Source organism: Zunongwangia pacifica, from assembly GCF_023499215.1.
Lineage (GTDB): Bacteria > Bacteroidota > Bacteroidia > Flavobacteriales > Flavobacteriaceae > Zunongwangia > Zunongwangia pacifica.
On sequence record NZ_JAKHSK010000031.1, the window covers coordinates 1 to 17,716 of the forward strand.

The window sequence follows — 17,716 nt, forward strand, 5'->3', positions numbered from 1 at the left end:
TAGTCCGATAGCCTATGAAAAGAAATTGATTCTGAAAAGTACTTTTCAGAATCAATCAATCACTATTTTTAATAATGAAATGTAAATTTAAAAACGGTCAACACTAATTAGGGATGTTCAAGGAATCAGGATTGAAATGCTGAATTTTGAATGAAGTTTCTCCATTCCGCGGCCTTCTATCGAAATGACTTCTAGTTAAAATTGCTGATTGCTGAAAGCTAAAGGCTGCCTGTTAATTGATAATTGTTTATTGAACTTTGCCCACTGCCTACTGAGACTGCTTACTGAAAAAACCTTCTTCCTTTCCAATGATACCCACCAAAAAGAGAACGAAAAGCAACGTAAACCGAAAAAAACGGATGCAATACGCTACTTATTATATAATGCCGCATCAAAGATTCCTGATTAAAAAACTGGCTGGCCTTATAAAGCAACACGAAATCTAAGTTGAATTTCACTAAGAAAATGATCATAAAATAAGGAAAAGGAAACAGCTTAAAAATGCCCAAAAGCAGACTCAAACTAAAAGTCAGGTTCATAATAAAAACAATCAAACCGGTAAGTTTAGCGAAATTACTGGTGTATGCCGAGGTTTTTGATGCCCAGCGAATTCGTTGCTGTACCAGTTTTTTAAAATCATTCAGCGGTTTGGTAGTCACTACAGCGAACTTATCTTTAAGAAAAGTTACTTTTAATTGCTGTTTGATAAATTTTTGAAGTAAAAATACATCGTCACCACTGGCGATATTAGAGTTTCCTTCAAATCCATTTTGTGCAATAAAAGCTTCTTTTTTGTAACAAAGATTAGCGCCATTAGCCATAAAAGCTTTGTGTATTCCAAAAGCACCAGCACCAGAAATTTGCAGACTTAAAAAGTCAAGTACTTCAAAAGCAGTGCTGAATTTTACGTTTTCAGCTTCGATAGTCACCGGTGCGGCGATCATCGCCGGGTTGTTTTTTATAATTTCAGTATTAAAACTCTGTAACCAGTTTTGCGGCACCTTACAGTCGGCATCGGTGGTAAGAATATACTCAAATTGGGCAATTTCGATGGCGGTTTTTATGGCGTCTTTTTTTGGGGAATTAGAACTTCGGTGGTTTTGTAAAGCCTTCAGTTGAAGCTGAGGTTGATTTTCGATACATTCAGCAATAATTTTTTCTGAATCATCTTCAGATTCGTCATTTACCAATAAAATTTCAAAACGCTCTAAAGGATAATTCAGTAATGATAAACTTTCGAGTAATTCGGGTAGATTTTCGGCTTCATTTCGAAATGGGATGACGATAGAAAAGTTGTTTTCAGGAGCTTCGTAATCGTACATCGGTTCTTCAAGTTTTTTCCATCCTTTTAAAAATGCAATCATTAAGGCGGCGTAAGAAAGGGCGATTAAAACAACGAATATTAACATGAAGCTGGTTTTCTTTTTCCCGAAATGCTAAAGTTTCGGTACTCGATTGGTAATTTATCGCAAAGATAGATTTCCGTAGCTTTGCAAAAGAGGAATACTTTAATTTCCTTGTCAAAAAATCACGAATTTGAGCGAAAAGATCATTTTAGGAATCGACCCGGGAACCACCATTATGGGGTTTGGATTGATAAAGGTGAAGAATAAGCAAATGGAGTTTTTGCAGCTGAATGAGCTTCAGCTAAAAAAATATGATGATCACTATGTGAAATTAAAAGTGATTTTTGAAAGGACCATAGAGCTTATCGATACTTTTCATCCCGATGAAATAGCGATTGAAGCACCTTTTTTTGGGAAAAACGTACAATCGATGTTAAAGTTGGGAAGAGCGCAGGGGGTAGCAATGGCTGCCGGACTTTCACGTGAGATCCCGATTACAGAATATCTTCCTAAAAAGATTAAAATGGCCATTACCGGAAACGGAAACGCCAGTAAAGAACAGGTCGCTAAAATGCTGCAAAGCATGCTAAAATTAAAATCCCTGCCAAAAAACCTGGATTCTACCGATGGACTCGCCGCTGCGGTGTGTCATTTTTATAATTCCGGTCGGCCAGATATTGGTAAAAGTTATACCGGTTGGGATGCCTTTGTAAAACAAAATCCGGGGAAAGTCAAAAACCAATAATCCCCTAACCCCAAAGGGGAATTTAACCCAAAATTGATGGCGGACTTAGAAAATTTTACGAATGAGAAACTCCTCTCCTTAGGGGAGGCTGGGAGGGGGAAGGGAATCTACATCCATATTCCATTTTGTAAGCAGGCCTGTCATTACTGCGATTTTCATTTTTCAACCTCATTGAAGAAAAAAAGTGAGCTGGTAAGTGCGCTGCAAAAGGAGTTAATACTTCGGAAAGACGAGTTGCCAGATGAACCGATTCAAACCATTTATTTTGGTGGCGGGACGCCGAGTTTGCTGAATTTAGAGGAATTGAATGCCATTTTTGAAACGATCTATGCGGAATTTACCATTGCTGAACATCCTGAAATTACGTTGGAAGCGAATCCTGATGATCTTTCTGAGGACAAAATAAATGAACTGGCCAATTCAAAAATTAACCGACTAAGTATTGGCGTACAGTCTTTTTTTGAAGAAGATTTAAAACTGATGAACCGCGCTCATAACGCTGAAGAAGCATTAACATCTATAAAGTTAGCGATATCCAAATTCGATAATATTTCGGTCGATTTAATCTATGGTGTCCCGGGGATGACTAACGAGCGCTGGCAAGAGAATATACAGATATTACTGGATTTAGGTATTCCGCATATTTCCAGCTACGCCTTAACAGTCGAACCCAATACCGCTTTGCAAAAATTTATCGAAAAAGGAAAAGTAAAACCGGTAGATGATGCCGCTGCGGCGCAACATTTTGAGCTGTTAAGAACGACATTAAAGAATGCGGGTTTTGAACATTATGAATTTTCTAATTACGGAAAACCCGGTTATTTTTCAAAAAACAATACCGCATATTGGCTGGGAAAGCCCTATTTAGGAATTGGCCCTTCTGCACATTCTTACGACGGAAATTGCCGAAAATGGAATATTGCCAATAACACACTTTACATTAAGGCCATCGAAAAATCTGAACTGCCGCTTGAAGTTGAAGAATTAAGCATTACAGATTGTTACAACGAATATATCATGACCCGCTTACGAACCCATTTTGGAGTTGATCTGGGTGAAATCGAAACCAAATTCGGTGAAAAATACCTTCAATATTTGAAGGGACAGTCGGTTGTTCTTTTTGAAAAAGAGCTTTTAAAAATTGAAAATAACGTAATACATATTACGGAAAAAGGAACCTTTTTAAGTGACGGCATTGCTGCCGATTTGTTTTATATCGATTAAGATTAAGATCGCTTCGCTGTTAGAAATTAGATATGAGAATTTAGATTTTAGAAGTGCACTTTTATTCAAAGCATCTAAATCATTTAAGAAGACCTATTCTTTACTTGCAGCCGGATTCGTTCTAAAAATATAAATATATGCAGTCGTAAAAAGTACATAGATCACGGTAAGTGAAATAAAAATCTCTGGATGTTGTTCGATATCAAATGCTATTTTAAAGAAAGCAACAGCGCCAACACCAAAATGCATTAAATTTCCGAAAGAAATAGGTTTGTTGTAAATCCCACCAATAAGAGTTCCTTTGGCCATCCAATTTAAAATTGCAAAGCCCAGGTACAAAGCACTAAGTGTTTTCAAAAATAAAACTGTGATAAGGTTGGGTTCAATATTTAAAAAGTTAAGTATTTCGGTGGGTAAAAAAGAGATAAAAAGTCCTAAAACTGCTAAGAAGAAGGCACTGGCAGTCATGACGATACTTGTTTTCATTTTTGGTAAAATTTAGATTTCGTAACAAGTAAGTAGAATATTATTACAGTTTGTTACACAATTTATATGGGCAGGAAACCAGCGAAAAATATCTAAACCTCACAGGTTTTCAAAACCTGTGAGGTTTAGCGAGAGCATTTTTATTTTAGTAATCTTTTAGCTGCCGGCTGAGAGCTAAAAGCTGAAAGCTAATATTGATAATTTGAAAATGGAATATATTGATCACTGCAAGCTACAACTGCCAACTTCAAAAAATATCGCTAATTTTACTCGATAATCGAGATTAAATGATCAGCGACTTGTGCTGAGTCGGCTTATTTGTCGATTAAGAAGTAAAACCGCTTATATCATTACGTTTAGACCATAGAATATGCTTGCAAAAATTCAGTTTGAGGGAGAAAGTTTTACGATCGATTTTTCAAAACCTATCGATATATCGCTGAGTTTGCGTGGGGACGATAAAAACCCGATTGCATGGTATTTAGATGCGCCTAAAATCACGCCTTTTAAGGATGGAAATTTTGTGGGAAAAGTTTCAGAAGGGGCTTCGGTAAATTTTAATAGTATTCAGTTTAATCCGCATGGTCACGGTACGCATACCGAATGTGTGGGGCATATCAGCAAAGAATTTTTCAGTATCAATCAAACACTTAAAAATTTCTTTTTTAAAGCGAAACTAATATCTGTAAGTCCGCAACTTCAGAGCGAAGATCAGGTCATTTCCGCAGCAATAATTAAAGCGCAAATTGGTGATACGTGCCCGGAAGCTTTGGTGATAAGAACGCTGCCGAATTATATCGAAAAGCGAAGTAAAAAATATTCGCATACCAACTGGCCATATTTATCTGAAGAAGCCATGCTCTTTATTCGGCAGTTAAATGTCAAACATTTGCTAATCGACCTGCCATCTGTAGATAAAGAAAAAGACGAAGGTAAATTACTGGCGCATAAAGCGTTTTGGAACTATCCTAAAAATACGCGCTTTGAGGCTACGATTACAGAGTTAATTTATGTTCCGAATCATGTGCCCGACGGTGATTATTTTCTGAATTTACAAATCGCTTCTTTCGAAAATGATGCTTCGCCTTCCAAACCTGTTTTATATAAAATTCAGTAATCAATGAACGTAACGCTTAAACTCGAAGAACTTGCTAAACTTTGTTTAGGTATCTTCGCTTTCAATTTTTTAGATTATTCCTGGTGGTGGTTTGTGGGCTTATTTTTTGCTCCGGATATTGGTGCAATTGGTTATGTTTTCAATAATAAAATTGGGGCGTTTTTATACAATTTGTTTCATCATCAGGGCCTGGCGATCCTGTTTTGGATGCTAGGTATTCACCTTCATTTTCAGGTTTTACAATTAATAGGTGTAATTTTGTTTTCTCATTCGGCATTTGATCGTATTTTAGGATACGGACTCAAATACGAAAAAGGTTTTAAATTCACCCATCTGGGAGAAATTGTAAAGTAGGATATGGAATTACTTTTTATCGGGCTGGCAGCAGGAGCCATTGCAGCGTACTTTATTTTTACTGCATTTAACAAAGATCGTTCTAAGGTGAAAACCAAAGAGCAATCTGTGGTGTTAATGGAAAAAATTAGGAGTGTTTGTAAGTTTATAACGGTAGAAGGTGATTTTTCTGAAATCTATCATTACGAAAATCTAAAAGAAAAATATATAAGCCTGATTTTCGGGAAAAAGAAGGCCATTATTTTAATCAATGCAAAGGCGCATGTTGGTTTTGATCTTAGCAAAATTAAGATGGAAAGCGATAACGAGAAAAAGCAGATTATTCTAACCAATTTTCCAGAACCAGAATTGCTTACTATAGAAACCGATTTTAAATATTACGATAAGCGCGAGGGCTGGGCTAATCCTTTTACAACATCAGATCTCACCGAAATTAATCGTGATGCAAAAAAGCATATTGTCGATAAGATCCCAGAGTCTCCACTGTTCGAACAGGCTAAAAAAGAAGCTTTAAACACGGTCTTGCTCATGGAAAATATCGTACAGACCATTGGCTGGAAACTAGATTATTCGGCTTTGATTTTAGACGAAGCTGAGCAGAAAAAGATTGAGAAAAAATAATCCTGAAAATAACCAATATGGATATCGATACCTTCAGAAATTATTGTCTGGCAAAAAAAGCGGTGACCGAGCATTTGCCTTTTGATCCTGAGACCCTTGTTTTTAAAGTGATGGGCAAAATGTTCGCTTTAGCATCTTTAGATGCCGTGCCGTTACGTGTGAATTTAAAGTGTGATCCTGAAAAAGCTTTAGAATTACGGGAAGAATACGATGGCAAGATTATTCCCGGTTATCACATGAACAAGCAACATTGGAATACCATGATCTTAGACGGGGAAATTCCTAACGAATTAATTTTAGAACTTACAGACCATTCTTATCATCTTATCGTTAATAGTTTAACGAAAAAACAACAACGAGAATTCGACCAATTATAATGACAAGACACATCGATTTTTATAAAAAACAGATTGAAATTCATCAAAACGAAGCCGATAAACTCCATAAAAAATTACTAGCCTCCAGTTTATTGCGACTGGCTGTTTTCTTAATTATTTGTTTTCTAATTTATTTCTTCTGGGGAAATACACAGGTGACTATTTCTTCGATCATTGGCGGGATCGCACTTTTTGTTTTTCTAGTGTCCAGGCATAGTGATCTTAAATATAAAAGCGATAAGCAAAAAGCCATAATTCAACTCAACCAAACCGAAATTGATGTGATGCAATCACGGCGATTTCAGGATCTGCCAGATGGTAGTGAGTTTCAGGTTCCCAATCACGAATATGCGCAGGATATCGATCTCTTTGGGAGAGGTTCCTTTTTTCAGTATTTAAACCGAACCGCACTTTACGAAGGAACTAAAAAACTGGTGAGTATTTTATTGGCAAACGATATTGAAAATATCCCACATAAACAGGAAGCACTAAAAGAACTGGCCGAAAAAGCCAAATGGCGCCAGGAATTTAGCGCTACCGCAAGTTTGGTGAAAACAACCGAATCTTCTACGACCATCGTTAACTGGTTTAAAGAATACAAACGTTTTGTACCGAAGTTTATAAAATGGCTTTCCCCTGTATTTTCGATATTATCGATAGGAGTAATTGTTGGATATGTGCTTGGGTTTGTAAGTGAATTTCAGTTACTATTATGGTTAATCGTGGGGATTTTAATTACGGGAATCTACCTGAAAAAGATTAACTTACTTTCGGGAAGTGTTTCTAAAATTCAGGATACCTTTCACCAATATCACCAATTGTTGGGAATGCTGGAAAACGAGGAGTTTTCTTCAGCAATAATGAAAGACAAAAAGAAGGCGATTAGGACCGAAAGTAAGAAGGCTTCGCAGATTTTTAGAGAATTTTCTAAAGCCATCGATGCCCTCGATCAGCGTAACAATATGCTATTCGGGATTTTTGGAAACGGATTTTTACTTTGGGATTTACGGCAGTCGTTAAAACTTGAAAACTGGATTGCAAACTATGGATTTCAGGTAGAAAAATGGTTTGAGGTGATCGAACTTACCGATGCTTATAATTCGTTAGGAAACTTCAGTTTTAATCATCCAGATTATACATTTCCGAAGATAAATTCCGAAGAAAAAGGAATTTCAGCAACCCAATTAGCACATCCGTTGTTACATCCAGAAAAGCGGGTAGCCAATGATTTTTATATCGACAATAAAGAATTTTTTATTGTGACCGGCGCAAATATGGCCGGAAAAAGTACGTTTTTAAGAACGGTTTCTTTACAAATTGTGATGAGTAATATTGGTTTGCCGGTTTGTGCTGAAAATTGTGCGTACACGCCTATAAAATTAATTACCAGTATGCGAACCAGTGATTCGCTAAACGACGACGAATCCTATTTCTTTTCTGAACTAAAACGACTTAAATATATCGTAAATCGTATACAACAAGACCGATATTTTATAATTTTGGATGAAATTTTAAAAGGAACAAACAGTACCGATAAAGCTAATGGTTCTAAAAAGTTTGTTCGAAAATTGGTACGTTCACATTCCACAGGTATTATCGCCACCCACGATCTTAGCCTTTGTGAAATTACCGCAGAATTACCCCAGGTAAAAAACCACTATTTTGATGCTGAAATTATTAATGATGAACTTCATTTTGATTACCGCTTTAAAGATGGAATTTGCCAAAATATGAATGCTTCGTTTTTATTACGAAAAATGGAGATTGTAGACGAATAGCTGAAAGAAAGTTTAAATGGATTCATTAACCCAGATTGTTTTAGGAGCTTCGGTAGGCGAAGTGGTTTTAGGTAGAAAAGTTGGTAACAAAGCCATGCTCTATGGGGCGATTGCCGGTACTATTCCAGACCTAGATGTGATTGCCAGTAATTTTACCGATACGATTACGGCCAACGAAATACATCGAGGATTTACCCATTCTATCTTTTTTGCGCTGATTTTCGCACCTATTTTTGGATGGATCATTTCTAAAATCGAACGAAAAGCTGATGTGGATTGGAAAGGCTGGTCTAAATTAATGTTTTGGGGCCTGTTTACGCATCCGCTTCTAGATATGTTTACTACCTGGGGAACACAGCTTTTCTGGCCGGCAGATATTCGCCTGGCGTTTAAAACCATTTTTGTGATCGATCCCTTTTATACGCTTCCGTTTTTGTTTTTTACGGTGCTGGCAGCTTTTAGACCAAAAGGCTCCATTAGCCGTAGAAAACTGAATTATATGGGATTGCAGTTAAGTTGTTTTTACCTTTTTTGTATTACGATTCCGCTAAAGATTTATGCTTTTTATGAATTCAAAGATGCATTAGAAGAACAAAACCTTTCGTATTACGAAATTGAAACAAAACCTACGCCATTTAACACCATATTATGGACGGCCAATGTAGAGACAGAAAAATCGTATTTGGTGGGGACGTATTCCATTTTAGATGATCAACCTATAGAATTTCGTCGTTATCCTAAAAACTATGATCTGTTAGGAACCATTAAAGATTATCCAAATTTCGAACGATTAGTAAAGATCTCGAAAGGCTGGTATACGATTACTGAAAAAGAAGGCGATTTATATTTCAATGATCTTCGGTTTGGGACAATCGATCCAATGGGTAATGATTCGCGGTTTGTATTTAGTTATAAGCTTGAAGTGAAAAATGGCGAGTTGATCGCTACTGAAGTTGAAAAAGATTACGGCGACGCTTCTAAAATGATGAAAGGTCTATTGGAACGAATGAGAGGGAACTAGTTTGCAGTGGGCAGTGGCAAAATTCAATAAACAATTATCAATTAACAGGCAGCCTTTAGCTTTCAGTTCAGCAATAACCAATTTTAACTAGAAGTCATTTCGACAGAAGCGAAGCGGAATGGAGAAATCTAATTTAAAATTTTGTTCTGATTCCTGGATATTTGAGCTTAGAAAATAGACTTCTTTGGAATATTTTTAACCTTAAGTACTTAAAATATTGAGGAAACCTCACAGGTTTTCGAAACCTGTGAGGTTTAGTTGTACACTTTTGAAAGATGAAACGAATGTCATTATTTCGAGCTTTCTTCGCTGTCAGGACTTTAATGCGAGACCGAAGGCAGGAATCCCATTCAAAATTCAAAATTTACAAAGATATCTCCACAAGGTCGAGATCACATCACTTTTACATTCAAAATTCAGCATTCAAAATTCAAAATAAATTTCGCGGCTCTTTCCTCTCTCGTCTTGTTTGTATTCTAACTTCTAAAATCTTATTTCCTTATCTTAGGTGCTGTAAAACCCCAGATTGATGAAACCACAATTCCTGCTTTTCTCATGTTGCTTATTTTTTACCGGTATTTTTTCAGCCCAAAATCCATCAGCCCAATTAGATAATATTATTAAGAGCGAACAGGAGCACAAGGCGTACGATTATGCCGAATATCCTTTGGGATTACATACTGAAGAGCTTTATAAGTCGGAAGCCGATTTTGCCAAAAAACTACTTGATAATTTATCCAAAATCGATAAATCGAAGCTCTCACAAACCGAAAAAATCACAGCCGAACTAATGAAATTTAAACTTCAGGAGCGGGTAGATCAATATGAATACAAAGCCTATTTAAATCCGTTACTTTCAGATGCCGGTTTTCATGTAAGCTTACCGTATCATGTTGGGCGTTTAAACAATTACGATCAGGTAAAATGGTATTTAAAAAAGCTAAATGCCATTCCGCAGTACGTCGATCAAAATTTAGCATTGTTGCGCGAAGGATTAGAACTAGGAATCACTCAGCCATTAGTTATTTTCGATGGATATGAATCGACTTATAACGATCAGATTGTAGATGATTATAAAGAAAGTTTTTATTATAGTCCATTTCAGGAATTACCAAAAAACTTAACGCAAGCGCAAAAAGATTCGGTATTAAAAGTGGCTAAAATTGCTGTAGAAGAACATGTTATTCCGCAGTTTAAACGAATAAAGGAATTTTTTGAAACCGAATATTTCCCGAAGACACGAAAAAGCATAGGTGTTTCTGAAATCCCAAACGGTAGCGAATATTATCAAAACCGAATCCACTATTACACCACTTTAGATCTTACCGCAGATGAGGTTCATGAAATTGGCCTAAAAGAAGTAGCGCGAATTAACGCTGAAATGAAAGCGATTATTGAAGAAGTGGAATTTGAAGGAAGTTTTGATGAATTTATCGAATTTCTACGAACTGACGATCAATTTTATGCAGAAACCGGAGAAGAGTTATTAAAAGAAGGACGGGATATCGCTAAGCGTATCGATGCGCAATTACCGCGATTCTTTAAGGTTTTACCCAGAAAACCATACGGTGTAGCGCCGGTACCAAGTGCCATTGCTCCAAAATATACAGCAGGACGCTACAAAGGCCCATCTTCCCCAACCGAGCCGGGATATTTTTGGATCAATACCTATAAATTAGAAAGCAGGCCAAAGTATGCATTACCAGCTTTAGCGCTTCATGAAGCCGTGCCGGGACATCATTTACAAATATCTTTAAATGCCGAATTAGGGGACAGTATTCCGCCTTTTCGACGTGGATTTTATTTGTCGGTGTATGGCGAAGGCTGGGGGTTATACGCAGAAAGTTTAGGTGAAGAAATGGGGATTTATACCACTCCGTTTGAGAAATTTGGGCAGCTGACTTATGAGCAATGGCGGGCCTGCCGATTGGTGGTTGATACCGGAATGCATGCCAAGGGCTGGAGTCGTGAAAAAGCAGTGGCATTTTTAACCAAAAATACCGCACTTTCTTTGCATGAAATTAATACCGAGATAGATCGTTATATTTCGTGGCCGGGCCAGGCGCTTTCATACAAAATGGGAGAGCTTAAGATTAAAGAATTGCGCAAAAAAGCGGAAGATGTTTTAGGGTCAGCTTTTGATATTCGGGAATTTCATAAGGTAATTTTATCGCAGGGTACGGTAACTTTAACCCTAATGGAAGATTTGGTGAACAATTATATTAAAGAGACGAAAAATGAATAAATCAGCTTTTATTTTATTCTTTTTGCTTATTTTTCAGTTTAGTTTTGGGCAAAACCAAAACGATTATGAAGAGGTGAAAGAATCGGTTATTTCAGCATATAATTCAGGTAATTATACAGCTATTTTCGATACCTATTCCATGCAGATGAAAGAGGCATTAGGTTTAGAAAAAACCGAAACCTTTTTCAAGAACCTTAAAAATTCCGCAGGAAATATTATCGATTCTGAGTTTTTAACTTTTAATCCGCCATACACCATCTATGCAACAGAATTTGATGGCGGCGCATTTATGTTTAGTCTCGCGCTTTCAGAAAATAAAGAAATTACGGGTTTTAAGTTTACGCCCTACGGAAAAACAACCAATCTTACTGAAGCCGATACGATGCTGGATTTACCTTTTGAAGGGGAATGGTATGTGGTTTGGGGAGGTGATACTAAAGAAGACAACTACCATGTAGAACATCCTGCGCAAACGGGAGCTTTTGATTTTTTAAAGATCAACGACGATCTTAAAACCCATGACGGTGATGGGAGTCGTAACGAACAATATTATGCCTTCGGAAAAGAAATTTTATCGCCCGCAGCGGGTGAAGTGGTGATGGTGGTCGACGGAATTTACGATAATGTTCCCGGTGAAATGAACTCCGATTTTGTAACCGGGAACACGGTGGTAATCAAATTAAAAGAGGGAGAATATTTGTGGCTGGCACATTTTAAAAAGCACTCCATACAGGTTAAAGAAGGCGAGCAGGTTGAAGAAGGACAATTATTGGGATTATGCGGAAATTCAGGTAATTCCAGTGAACCTCATTTACACATGCATATTCAGGATGAATTAAAAATGAATAGCGCAAAAGGTTTAAAATCGTATTTTAAGCGCTTAAAAGTAGATCGAAAATATATCGAAAATTACTCCCCTGTACGCGGAGATTTGATCGAGAAGATCTAATTCATATACCGCTTCGCTGTTAGATGTTAGATCTCGTTTGCTGTTAGTCGATAGAATTGAGTATTGAGACGCTTCGTTTTTAGAAGTTAGAGCATAAATTTAATGATATGAGAGATTTAATTTGAATGCTGAAAGTCATTTCGGTTGGAGCGTAGCGCAATAATGAAATCCAATTTTTTTAATTCTACTTTTCTGAAAAAAGAAAAAGAGGCTGTCTAAAAATATCCCAAAACGTCATTCTGAACTTGTTTCAGAATCTCATCTCATTGATTTAAAAATCGCTATGAGAACCTGAAACAATTACAATAGCTATTGGAACGGGTTGACTAAAATTGAGTTTTTAGACAGCCTCTTTAGTTTTAAATATCGCTGTAAGCTATGCTATAAAACTTCTCACTAAGACTGATTACTTATTTCTGTGAATCAGCGAAGTTTTGAAAGAAATAGGGAATGGTTTCAATACCTTTTAGGTAATTCCAAATTCCAAAATGTTCGTTCGGCGAATGGATCGCATCGGTATCCTGGCCAAAGCCCATTAAAATAATCTTGCTTTTTAAAGCTTTTTCGAAAAGAGAAACGATAGGGATACTGCCACCGCTACGTTGTGGGATTGGTGTTTTTCCGAAGGTTTTTTCATAAGCTTTGCTTGCAGCTTTATAGGCATCGTTATCGATTGGGGTTACATAGGCATAACCACCGTGGTGCGTATTCACTTTTACTGTTACTGCTTTTGGAGCCAGGCTTTCAAAATGCTTTTTAAAAAGTTCAGAGATTTCTTTCCAATCCTGATTAGGTACTAAACGCATCGATATTTTGGCAAAGGCTTTAGCGGGTAAGACTGTTTTGGCGCCTTCGCCAATGTAACCGCCCCAGATTCCGTTTACATCTAAGGTTGGTCGAATAGATCCGCGTTCTAGAGTAGAGAAACCCGCTTCACCATAAACATCGTTTATATCCAGTTTCTTTTTATATTCTTCTTCGTTATATGGCGCTTCAGCCATTTTTGCTCTTTCTTCAGCAGAAAGTTCTTCCACATTATCATAAAATCCCGGGATGGTGATATGATTATGCTCATCGGTAAGGGAAGCGATCATTTTTGTAAGAATATTGATCGGGTTTCCAACCGTTCCGCCATAAAGTCCCGAGTGTAGGTCGCGATTTGGACCGGTAACTTCAACTTCCATATAAGATAAACCGCGCAATCCTGTAGTGATACTGGGCACATCTTTAGCGATCATACTCGTATCTGAAATCAGGATCACATCATTTTCCAGCTTTTCGATATTATTTTCAATAAACCAGCCTAAATGCTCACTACCAACTTCTTCTTCACCTTCGATCATAAATTTTACATTACAGGGAAGCTGATTGGTTTTGGTCATATATTCCAATGCTTTTACATGCATGTACATCTGGCCTTTATCGTCGCAGGCACCACGGGCAAAAATAGCACCGTCTGGATGCAGTTCGGTTTCTTTGATAACGGGTTCGAAAGGAGGGGAGTTCCAAAGATCTAAAGGGTCTGGCGGCTGAACATCGTAGTGACCGTAAACCAATACGGTTGGCAGGTTTTTATCGATAATTTTTTCTCCGTATACTACAGGATGTCCCGGGGTATCACAAATTTCGACGAGGTCGCAACCTGCTTTTTCTAATTGGGTTTTCACTGCTTTTGCAGTGGTGATCATCTCATTTTTAAATTTTGAATCGGCACTTATCGACGGAATTTTAAGTAAATCAACAAGTTCTGAGACAAATCTATCCTTATGTTCGTCGACATAAGATCTTACGTTGTCCATGTAGTTTAGATTTTGAAATTTATCAAAGGTAAGAAATTCAAAATTTTTTTTGAAAGCTTGTTTGTGTATTGAAAGATTTGTTTATATTTGCATCCGCTTACCGAAAGGATAAGCACTTTATTGAGCCCGCGGGCGTGGTGGAATTGGTAGACACGCTAGACTTAGGATCTAGTACCGCAAGGTGTGAAGGTTCGAGTCCTTTCGCCCGCACAGGTTAAAAGCCTCTCAGCAATGAGAGGCTTTTTTTATACTCAGATATTTTTAATTCAAAGTTTGACTTTAATTTTAGAATATTGAAACGGAAGGGATAAAAAACTACCCGGAATGTTGGCTATGTGAGCTAAACAATATACCGGGTAGTGCAATTGAATAATTTGGGGTAATTATAACCTAATCGATCGAATCGTAAAATTTCCAGGATGTTTTAAAATCTTCCTTTACATCCTGATCGGTCAATATAGCTCTTATCATTTCTATTGGCATGGAGTTAAGTTTCATGATTTTATCATGAAATTCTTTATCACTCATTTTACCGGTTTTTACCAATTCTTCCCGGAGCGCATAAAACTGCCTGCCACCGGTTAAATAAGCTAGTTGATATAAAGGGGGATAGCTTCCAATAAAAGAGCGTCGTACTTCACCTTCAGCATTGGCGCGTTCAAAGCCTACGCGGTCTACCAGAAAATCGATGCATTCCTGTGGAGTCCATTTTCCTAAGTGATAGTTTAATGAAAAGATAATTCGGGCGCAACGGTGCATATGCCAAAACAACATGCCGATTCGATCTTCGGGTCCACTGGGAAAACCTTTGTCCCAAAGTAATAATTCCCAGTAGAGTGACCAGCCTTCTGTCCAAAACGGAGTGCGGTAGTTGCGGTAGGTTCTATAGCGGCTATTCATAAAACCTTCTAAATTGTGACCTGCAATTAATTCGTGATGAACGGTAGCTTTAGAGAAATGCGGATTGTTACCCCGCATACTCATCATTTTTTGATCATAGCTCATTTCGCTTGTCGGGTAAGAAATCGTGATGTTTGTGCCACCGGTAAAAAAGGGATTTACCAATTGTCTTTGTGGCGACATCATTTGCATGCCCCAGGTTTCTTCAGCTAACGGCGGTACGCTAATAAGATCATGTTCTTTTAAAAAATCAATAGATTCATTATACAAATCTAACATGGCTTCAGGCTGATGGCCCGGTGCTACGTATGTATTTTTGACTTTTTCCTGCGCGGCTTTCCAGTCTTTGCCAAATCCCATTTCTTCTGTAGCTTTTAAAAGTTCTTTGTCACACCATGCGAACTCTTTATTGGCAATTTCAATAAGTTCTTCCGGGTTGTAGGGAATCATCTCATATTTCAATTGTTTTACCAGCTCGTCTCTTCCGGCTGGATAGCCAATAATACCACTTTCATCAACGGGACGTTTGTTTTCCAGTTTAGCTTGAAAGGCAGTTTTATAGTCTGCTAAACTAGAATCTAAAGCTTTGTAAGTCGTAGGAACCCACCAGGTAAACATGGGATCATAATCATTAAAAAATGAGAAAATACTTGTTGCTGAATTTTTTAGATCTTCTATAGCTGAAATAGCTTCCTGAATCTGGTTGTTGTTCAGTGATTCCTCTTTTTTTAAAACAGGAAGTAATGAATCTATTTGTTTAGCTGAAGTGTTCCAGCTTTGTGCAACTTCTTTAGCATCTAACTGATAACCTCTTCGTCTTAACTTTAGATATTTATAGATGTTTTCTGAAAAGGGAAACCAGTTTTTAACTTCAGTATAGATTTTATCATGTTGTTTTGCATTATTAATATCGTATTTAAGATCACGTTTAAATAAAATATAATCTACTTTACACTCCTGCGGAAGTTCACTAAAATTGATTTTATCTAATTCAGCCAGATATTTTTTATTTAGTGTTACAATGCGGTCTCGTCTTTCCTGCGAACCACCGGGATCTGAAATTCTTCCCCATCTAAAACTATTTGAAGGGGAATAATAGCGCACTAAGTCACCCATATCTGCTTCGTGATTGGTAATTAGCATGGGCATTACCTGGCAGGGAACATAACTTTCTTCCTGAGACTGCGCTATAGAAGAGCAAAACATTATACCAGAGAAAGTTAAAGCAAAAAAATAGCTTTTTAATTTATCGAATTTTAGCATTATATATAAGTTAGCTATTTTTAATTAGTTTTTATTATCCCAGGTAGTTCCTTCGTTAAACCAATCGGGCTGGCCAACTGCACTCACGTTTGGATTTCGCTCAATTTCATTTAATGGATAAGGGAATCTTCTGGCGAAAGTGGTATTGGCGTTGGTATTTTGGATCATATATTCAAAATCAAATTCAGGGTAACCGGTCCTTACATAATCAAAGTAGGTTTCCCCGGTCCTAAAAATGTTTGATACATATTTTTGCTGAATAATAAGTTGTTGTGCCTCTTCTAAATTGTTGGGCATAGTTAATGATGCCTGCGCATTGTAGCTTTCAATTTCTTCTTCGGGAACTTCCATATACTCCATGTCGGCGCGGTTTCCTGCTTTCATGGCGGCTTCAGCTAAATCCCATTCGCCTCTAAATGCATAAGCTTCAGCTTCTAAAAATTTAGATTCAGAATAAAGCATAATATGGTCTGGGTACGACATAGAAAGATAATCGAACCGGTAATGGCTAGGTCTATTCCCTGCCTGCACGGCAGAACCTGCATAATGCCCCATAAATCCATCTGGATCTGCTTCGGCATTGGTAAACATTATAGGTCTTCTGGGATCTTCAAACTCGTTCATCATATCGATAAGGAAGTTCCCCGGAGTTAATCCACGGCCTCCACTATAAGCTCTGGTCATGTAGTTATATAATGGGTTGGCGTTTCCCAGATCTTCGAGGTGTTCCCACATTACGTTATCCTGGTTAGAAGTCATCCCTTTTTCAAGGTAAGAAAGTATTGCCGTGATTTGCTCGTCCTGGTCTACCCCTGGCGCATAAATTCTTCTCATGGTCTGTCTGGCTTTTAAAGAATATGCAAAACGGGTCCAGTTATCAATATCACCATTTAGCATATAATCGTCTTGTCCCGGTAAAAGTTCTCCGCCATCCGTATTTTGAAAAAGGTCAATTGCTTCATCTAAAAGAGCATTTGCATGAGCGTACAATTCTTCCTGTGTGGCCAGTTCTGGCTGTTGGTTTTCTAAACCAGTCATGGCCTGTTCTAAGGGTGCCTTATCATATACATCTGCAATGTAAAACCATTGATGCGCTGCGATTACACTGGCAATTCCCTGATAGTAAGTATTTCCGTTTTCTTCAGCAAAATCATGAAGCTCTACCGCGTGTTTTAAAGAATAAGAGTAGGCGTTCCAAACTTCGTTGCCAAATCCGGGATCCACATTTACAATGGCGTTAGAACCTTCGATCGCAAACCAGGACAACCAAGTGGGATAACCATACCAGGTTTCGAATTTTTCATTGGCCATGGCAACCCATTCGGCTTCAACTCCAATTAGCATTACTTCTTCTGTGATCGATGGGCCCGCGGTAATGCTATCTGGGTCGGTATCGATATCTGTCCAGGATTCGCAACCTGCAATAAAAAAGGCGCTAAAAAATATTAAAAATCGAATTTTATATAGTTGTTGTATCGTTTTCATAATTCT

15 protein-coding genes and 1 tRNA gene are annotated in these 17,716 nt (G+C 37.6%); 11 read left to right on the forward strand and 5 right to left on the reverse strand.

Features of this window, described 5'->3' with window-relative positions; translation table 11 throughout:
* Positions 1-281 precede the first annotated feature (281 nt).
* Positions 282-1,409 carry a glycosyltransferase family 2 protein gene (locus L1967_RS17130; protein ID WP_249602728.1) on the reverse strand — a complete coding sequence of 376 codons (1,128 nt, stop codon included), beginning with the start codon at positions 1,407-1,409 and terminating at the stop codon, positions 282-284.
* Between the two features lie 127 nt (positions 1,410-1,536).
* Here L1967_RS17130 and ruvC point away from each other — a divergent pair, with 127 nt between their 5' ends.
* Together ruvC and hemW are read left to right on the forward strand one after the other, a co-directional pair.
* A complete protein-coding gene (gene ruvC, locus L1967_RS17135; RefSeq protein WP_262917461.1) occupies positions 1,537-2,091 on the forward strand; it encodes a crossover junction endodeoxyribonuclease RuvC in 555 nt (184 codons plus the stop codon).
* 36 nt (positions 2,092-2,127) lie between these two features.
* The gene (hemW, locus tag L1967_RS17140) at positions 2,128-3,315 is read left to right on the forward strand and encodes a radical SAM family heme chaperone HemW (protein WP_249602729.1); all 1,188 of its coding nucleotides are present in this window, start codon (positions 2,128-2,130) and stop codon (positions 3,313-3,315) included.
* 93 nt (positions 3,316-3,408) lie between these two features.
* Here hemW and L1967_RS17145 read toward each other — a convergent pair whose 3' ends face one another.
* On the reverse strand, positions 3,409-3,801 hold the full coding sequence (locus L1967_RS17145) for a hypothetical protein (RefSeq protein ID WP_249602730.1): 393 nt from the start codon (positions 3,799-3,801) through the stop codon (positions 3,409-3,411).
* A gap of 370 nt (positions 3,802-4,171) precedes the next feature.
* Between L1967_RS17145 and L1967_RS17150 the strand changes: the two genes are divergently transcribed.
* From L1967_RS17150 to L1967_RS17185, 8 genes are all read left to right on the forward strand, one after another.
* Positions 4,172-4,918, forward strand: a complete 747-nt coding sequence (locus L1967_RS17150) for a cyclase family protein (RefSeq protein ID WP_249602731.1) — start codon at positions 4,172-4,174, stop codon at positions 4,916-4,918.
* 3 nt (positions 4,919-4,921) lie between these two features.
* Positions 4,922-5,272 carry a DUF4260 domain-containing protein gene (locus L1967_RS17155; protein ID WP_249602732.1) on the forward strand — a complete coding sequence of 117 codons (351 nt, stop codon included), beginning with the start codon at positions 4,922-4,924 and terminating at the stop codon, positions 5,270-5,272.
* A 3-nt stretch (positions 5,273-5,275) separates the two neighbouring features.
* Entirely contained in the window at positions 5,276-5,893 is a 618-nt protein-coding gene (locus L1967_RS17160) for a DUF4230 domain-containing protein (protein WP_249602733.1), read from the forward strand.
* A 17-nt stretch (positions 5,894-5,910) separates the two neighbouring features.
* Positions 5,911-6,270, forward strand: a complete 360-nt coding sequence (locus L1967_RS17165; RefSeq protein ID WP_249602734.1) for an MmcQ/YjbR family DNA-binding protein — start codon at positions 5,911-5,913, stop codon at positions 6,268-6,270.
* Positions 6,270-8,048: a MutS-related protein gene (locus tag L1967_RS17170; protein ID WP_249602735.1), complete on the forward strand. Its 1,779-nt coding sequence runs from the start codon at positions 6,270-6,272 to the stop codon at positions 8,046-8,048. Before L1967_RS17165 ends, L1967_RS17170 begins: the two co-directional genes overlap by 1 nt.
* Positions 8,049-8,064: 16 nt before the next feature.
* Positions 8,065-9,069: a metal-dependent hydrolase gene (locus L1967_RS17175; RefSeq protein ID WP_249602736.1), complete on the forward strand. Its 1,005-nt coding sequence runs from the start codon at positions 8,065-8,067 to the stop codon at positions 9,067-9,069.
* 529 nt (positions 9,070-9,598) lie between these two features.
* A complete protein-coding gene (locus tag L1967_RS17180) occupies positions 9,599-11,314 on the forward strand; it encodes a DUF885 domain-containing protein (RefSeq protein ID WP_249602737.1) in 1,716 nt (571 codons plus the stop codon).
* Complete coding sequence (locus L1967_RS17185) at positions 11,307-12,263, forward strand: peptidoglycan DD-metalloendopeptidase family protein (RefSeq protein ID WP_249602738.1); 957 nt, start codon at positions 11,307-11,309, stop codon at positions 12,261-12,263. Before L1967_RS17180 ends, L1967_RS17185 begins: the two co-directional genes overlap by 8 nt.
* A gap of 410 nt (positions 12,264-12,673) precedes the next feature.
* Here L1967_RS17185 and L1967_RS17190 read toward each other — a convergent pair whose 3' ends face one another.
* Positions 12,674-14,062 carry a dipeptidase gene (locus L1967_RS17190; protein WP_249602739.1) on the reverse strand — a complete coding sequence of 463 codons (1,389 nt, stop codon included), beginning with the start codon at positions 14,060-14,062 and terminating at the stop codon, positions 12,674-12,676.
* A gap of 128 nt (positions 14,063-14,190) precedes the next feature.
* Here L1967_RS17190 and L1967_RS17195 point away from each other — a divergent pair.
* Positions 14,191-14,272, forward strand: a tRNA-Leu gene (locus L1967_RS17195).
* 180 nt (positions 14,273-14,452) lie between these two features.
* On the opposite strand, the gene L1967_RS17200 is transcribed toward L1967_RS17195, so the two are convergent.
* Complete coding sequence (locus L1967_RS17200) at positions 14,453-16,225, reverse strand: DUF885 family protein (protein WP_249602740.1); 1,773 nt, start codon at positions 16,223-16,225, stop codon at positions 14,453-14,455.
* Between the two features lie 24 nt (positions 16,226-16,249).
* Entirely contained in the window at positions 16,250-17,710 is a 1,461-nt protein-coding gene (locus L1967_RS17205; RefSeq protein WP_249602741.1) for a SusD/RagB family nutrient-binding outer membrane lipoprotein, read from the reverse strand.
* Between the last annotated feature and the right edge of the window lie 6 nt (positions 17,711-17,716).

What these genes read in the sequence shown, in the direction of transcription:
- L1967_RS17130 (WP_249602728.1), bottom strand. Translation starts at nt 1,409, where the DNA reads ATGTTAATATTCGTTGTTTTAATCGCCCTTTCTTACGCCGCCTTAATG.
- hemW (WP_249602729.1), top strand. Translation starts at nt 2,128, where the DNA reads ATGGCGGACTTAGAAAATTTTACGAATGAGAAACTCCTCTCCTTAGGG.
- L1967_RS17145 (WP_249602730.1), bottom strand. Translation starts at nt 3,801, where the DNA reads ATGAAAACAAGTATCGTCATGACTGCCAGTGCCTTCTTCTTAGCAGTT.
- L1967_RS17150 (WP_249602731.1), top strand. Translation starts at nt 4,172, where the DNA reads ATGCTTGCAAAAATTCAGTTTGAGGGAGAAAGTTTTACGATCGATTTT.
- L1967_RS17155 (WP_249602732.1), top strand. Translation starts at nt 4,922, where the DNA reads ATGAACGTAACGCTTAAACTCGAAGAACTTGCTAAACTTTGTTTAGGT.
- L1967_RS17160 (WP_249602733.1), top strand. Translation starts at nt 5,276, where the DNA reads ATGGAATTACTTTTTATCGGGCTGGCAGCAGGAGCCATTGCAGCGTAC.
- L1967_RS17165 (WP_249602734.1), top strand. Translation starts at nt 5,911, where the DNA reads ATGGATATCGATACCTTCAGAAATTATTGTCTGGCAAAAAAAGCGGTG.
- L1967_RS17170 (WP_249602735.1), top strand. Translation starts at nt 6,270, where the DNA reads ATGACAAGACACATCGATTTTTATAAAAAACAGATTGAAATTCATCAA.
- L1967_RS17175 (WP_249602736.1), top strand. Translation starts at nt 8,065, where the DNA reads ATGGATTCATTAACCCAGATTGTTTTAGGAGCTTCGGTAGGCGAAGTG.
- L1967_RS17180 (WP_249602737.1), top strand. Translation starts at nt 9,599, where the DNA reads ATGAAACCACAATTCCTGCTTTTCTCATGTTGCTTATTTTTTACCGGT.
- L1967_RS17185 (WP_249602738.1), top strand. Translation starts at nt 11,307, where the DNA reads ATGAATAAATCAGCTTTTATTTTATTCTTTTTGCTTATTTTTCAGTTT.
- L1967_RS17190 (WP_249602739.1), bottom strand. Translation starts at nt 14,062, where the DNA reads ATGGACAACGTAAGATCTTATGTCGACGAACATAAGGATAGATTTGTC.
- L1967_RS17200 (WP_249602740.1), bottom strand. Translation starts at nt 16,225, where the DNA reads ATGCTAAAATTCGATAAATTAAAAAGCTATTTTTTTGCTTTAACTTTC.
- L1967_RS17205 (WP_249602741.1), bottom strand. Translation starts at nt 17,710, where the DNA reads ATGAAAACGATACAACAACTATATAAAATTCGATTTTTAATATTTTTT.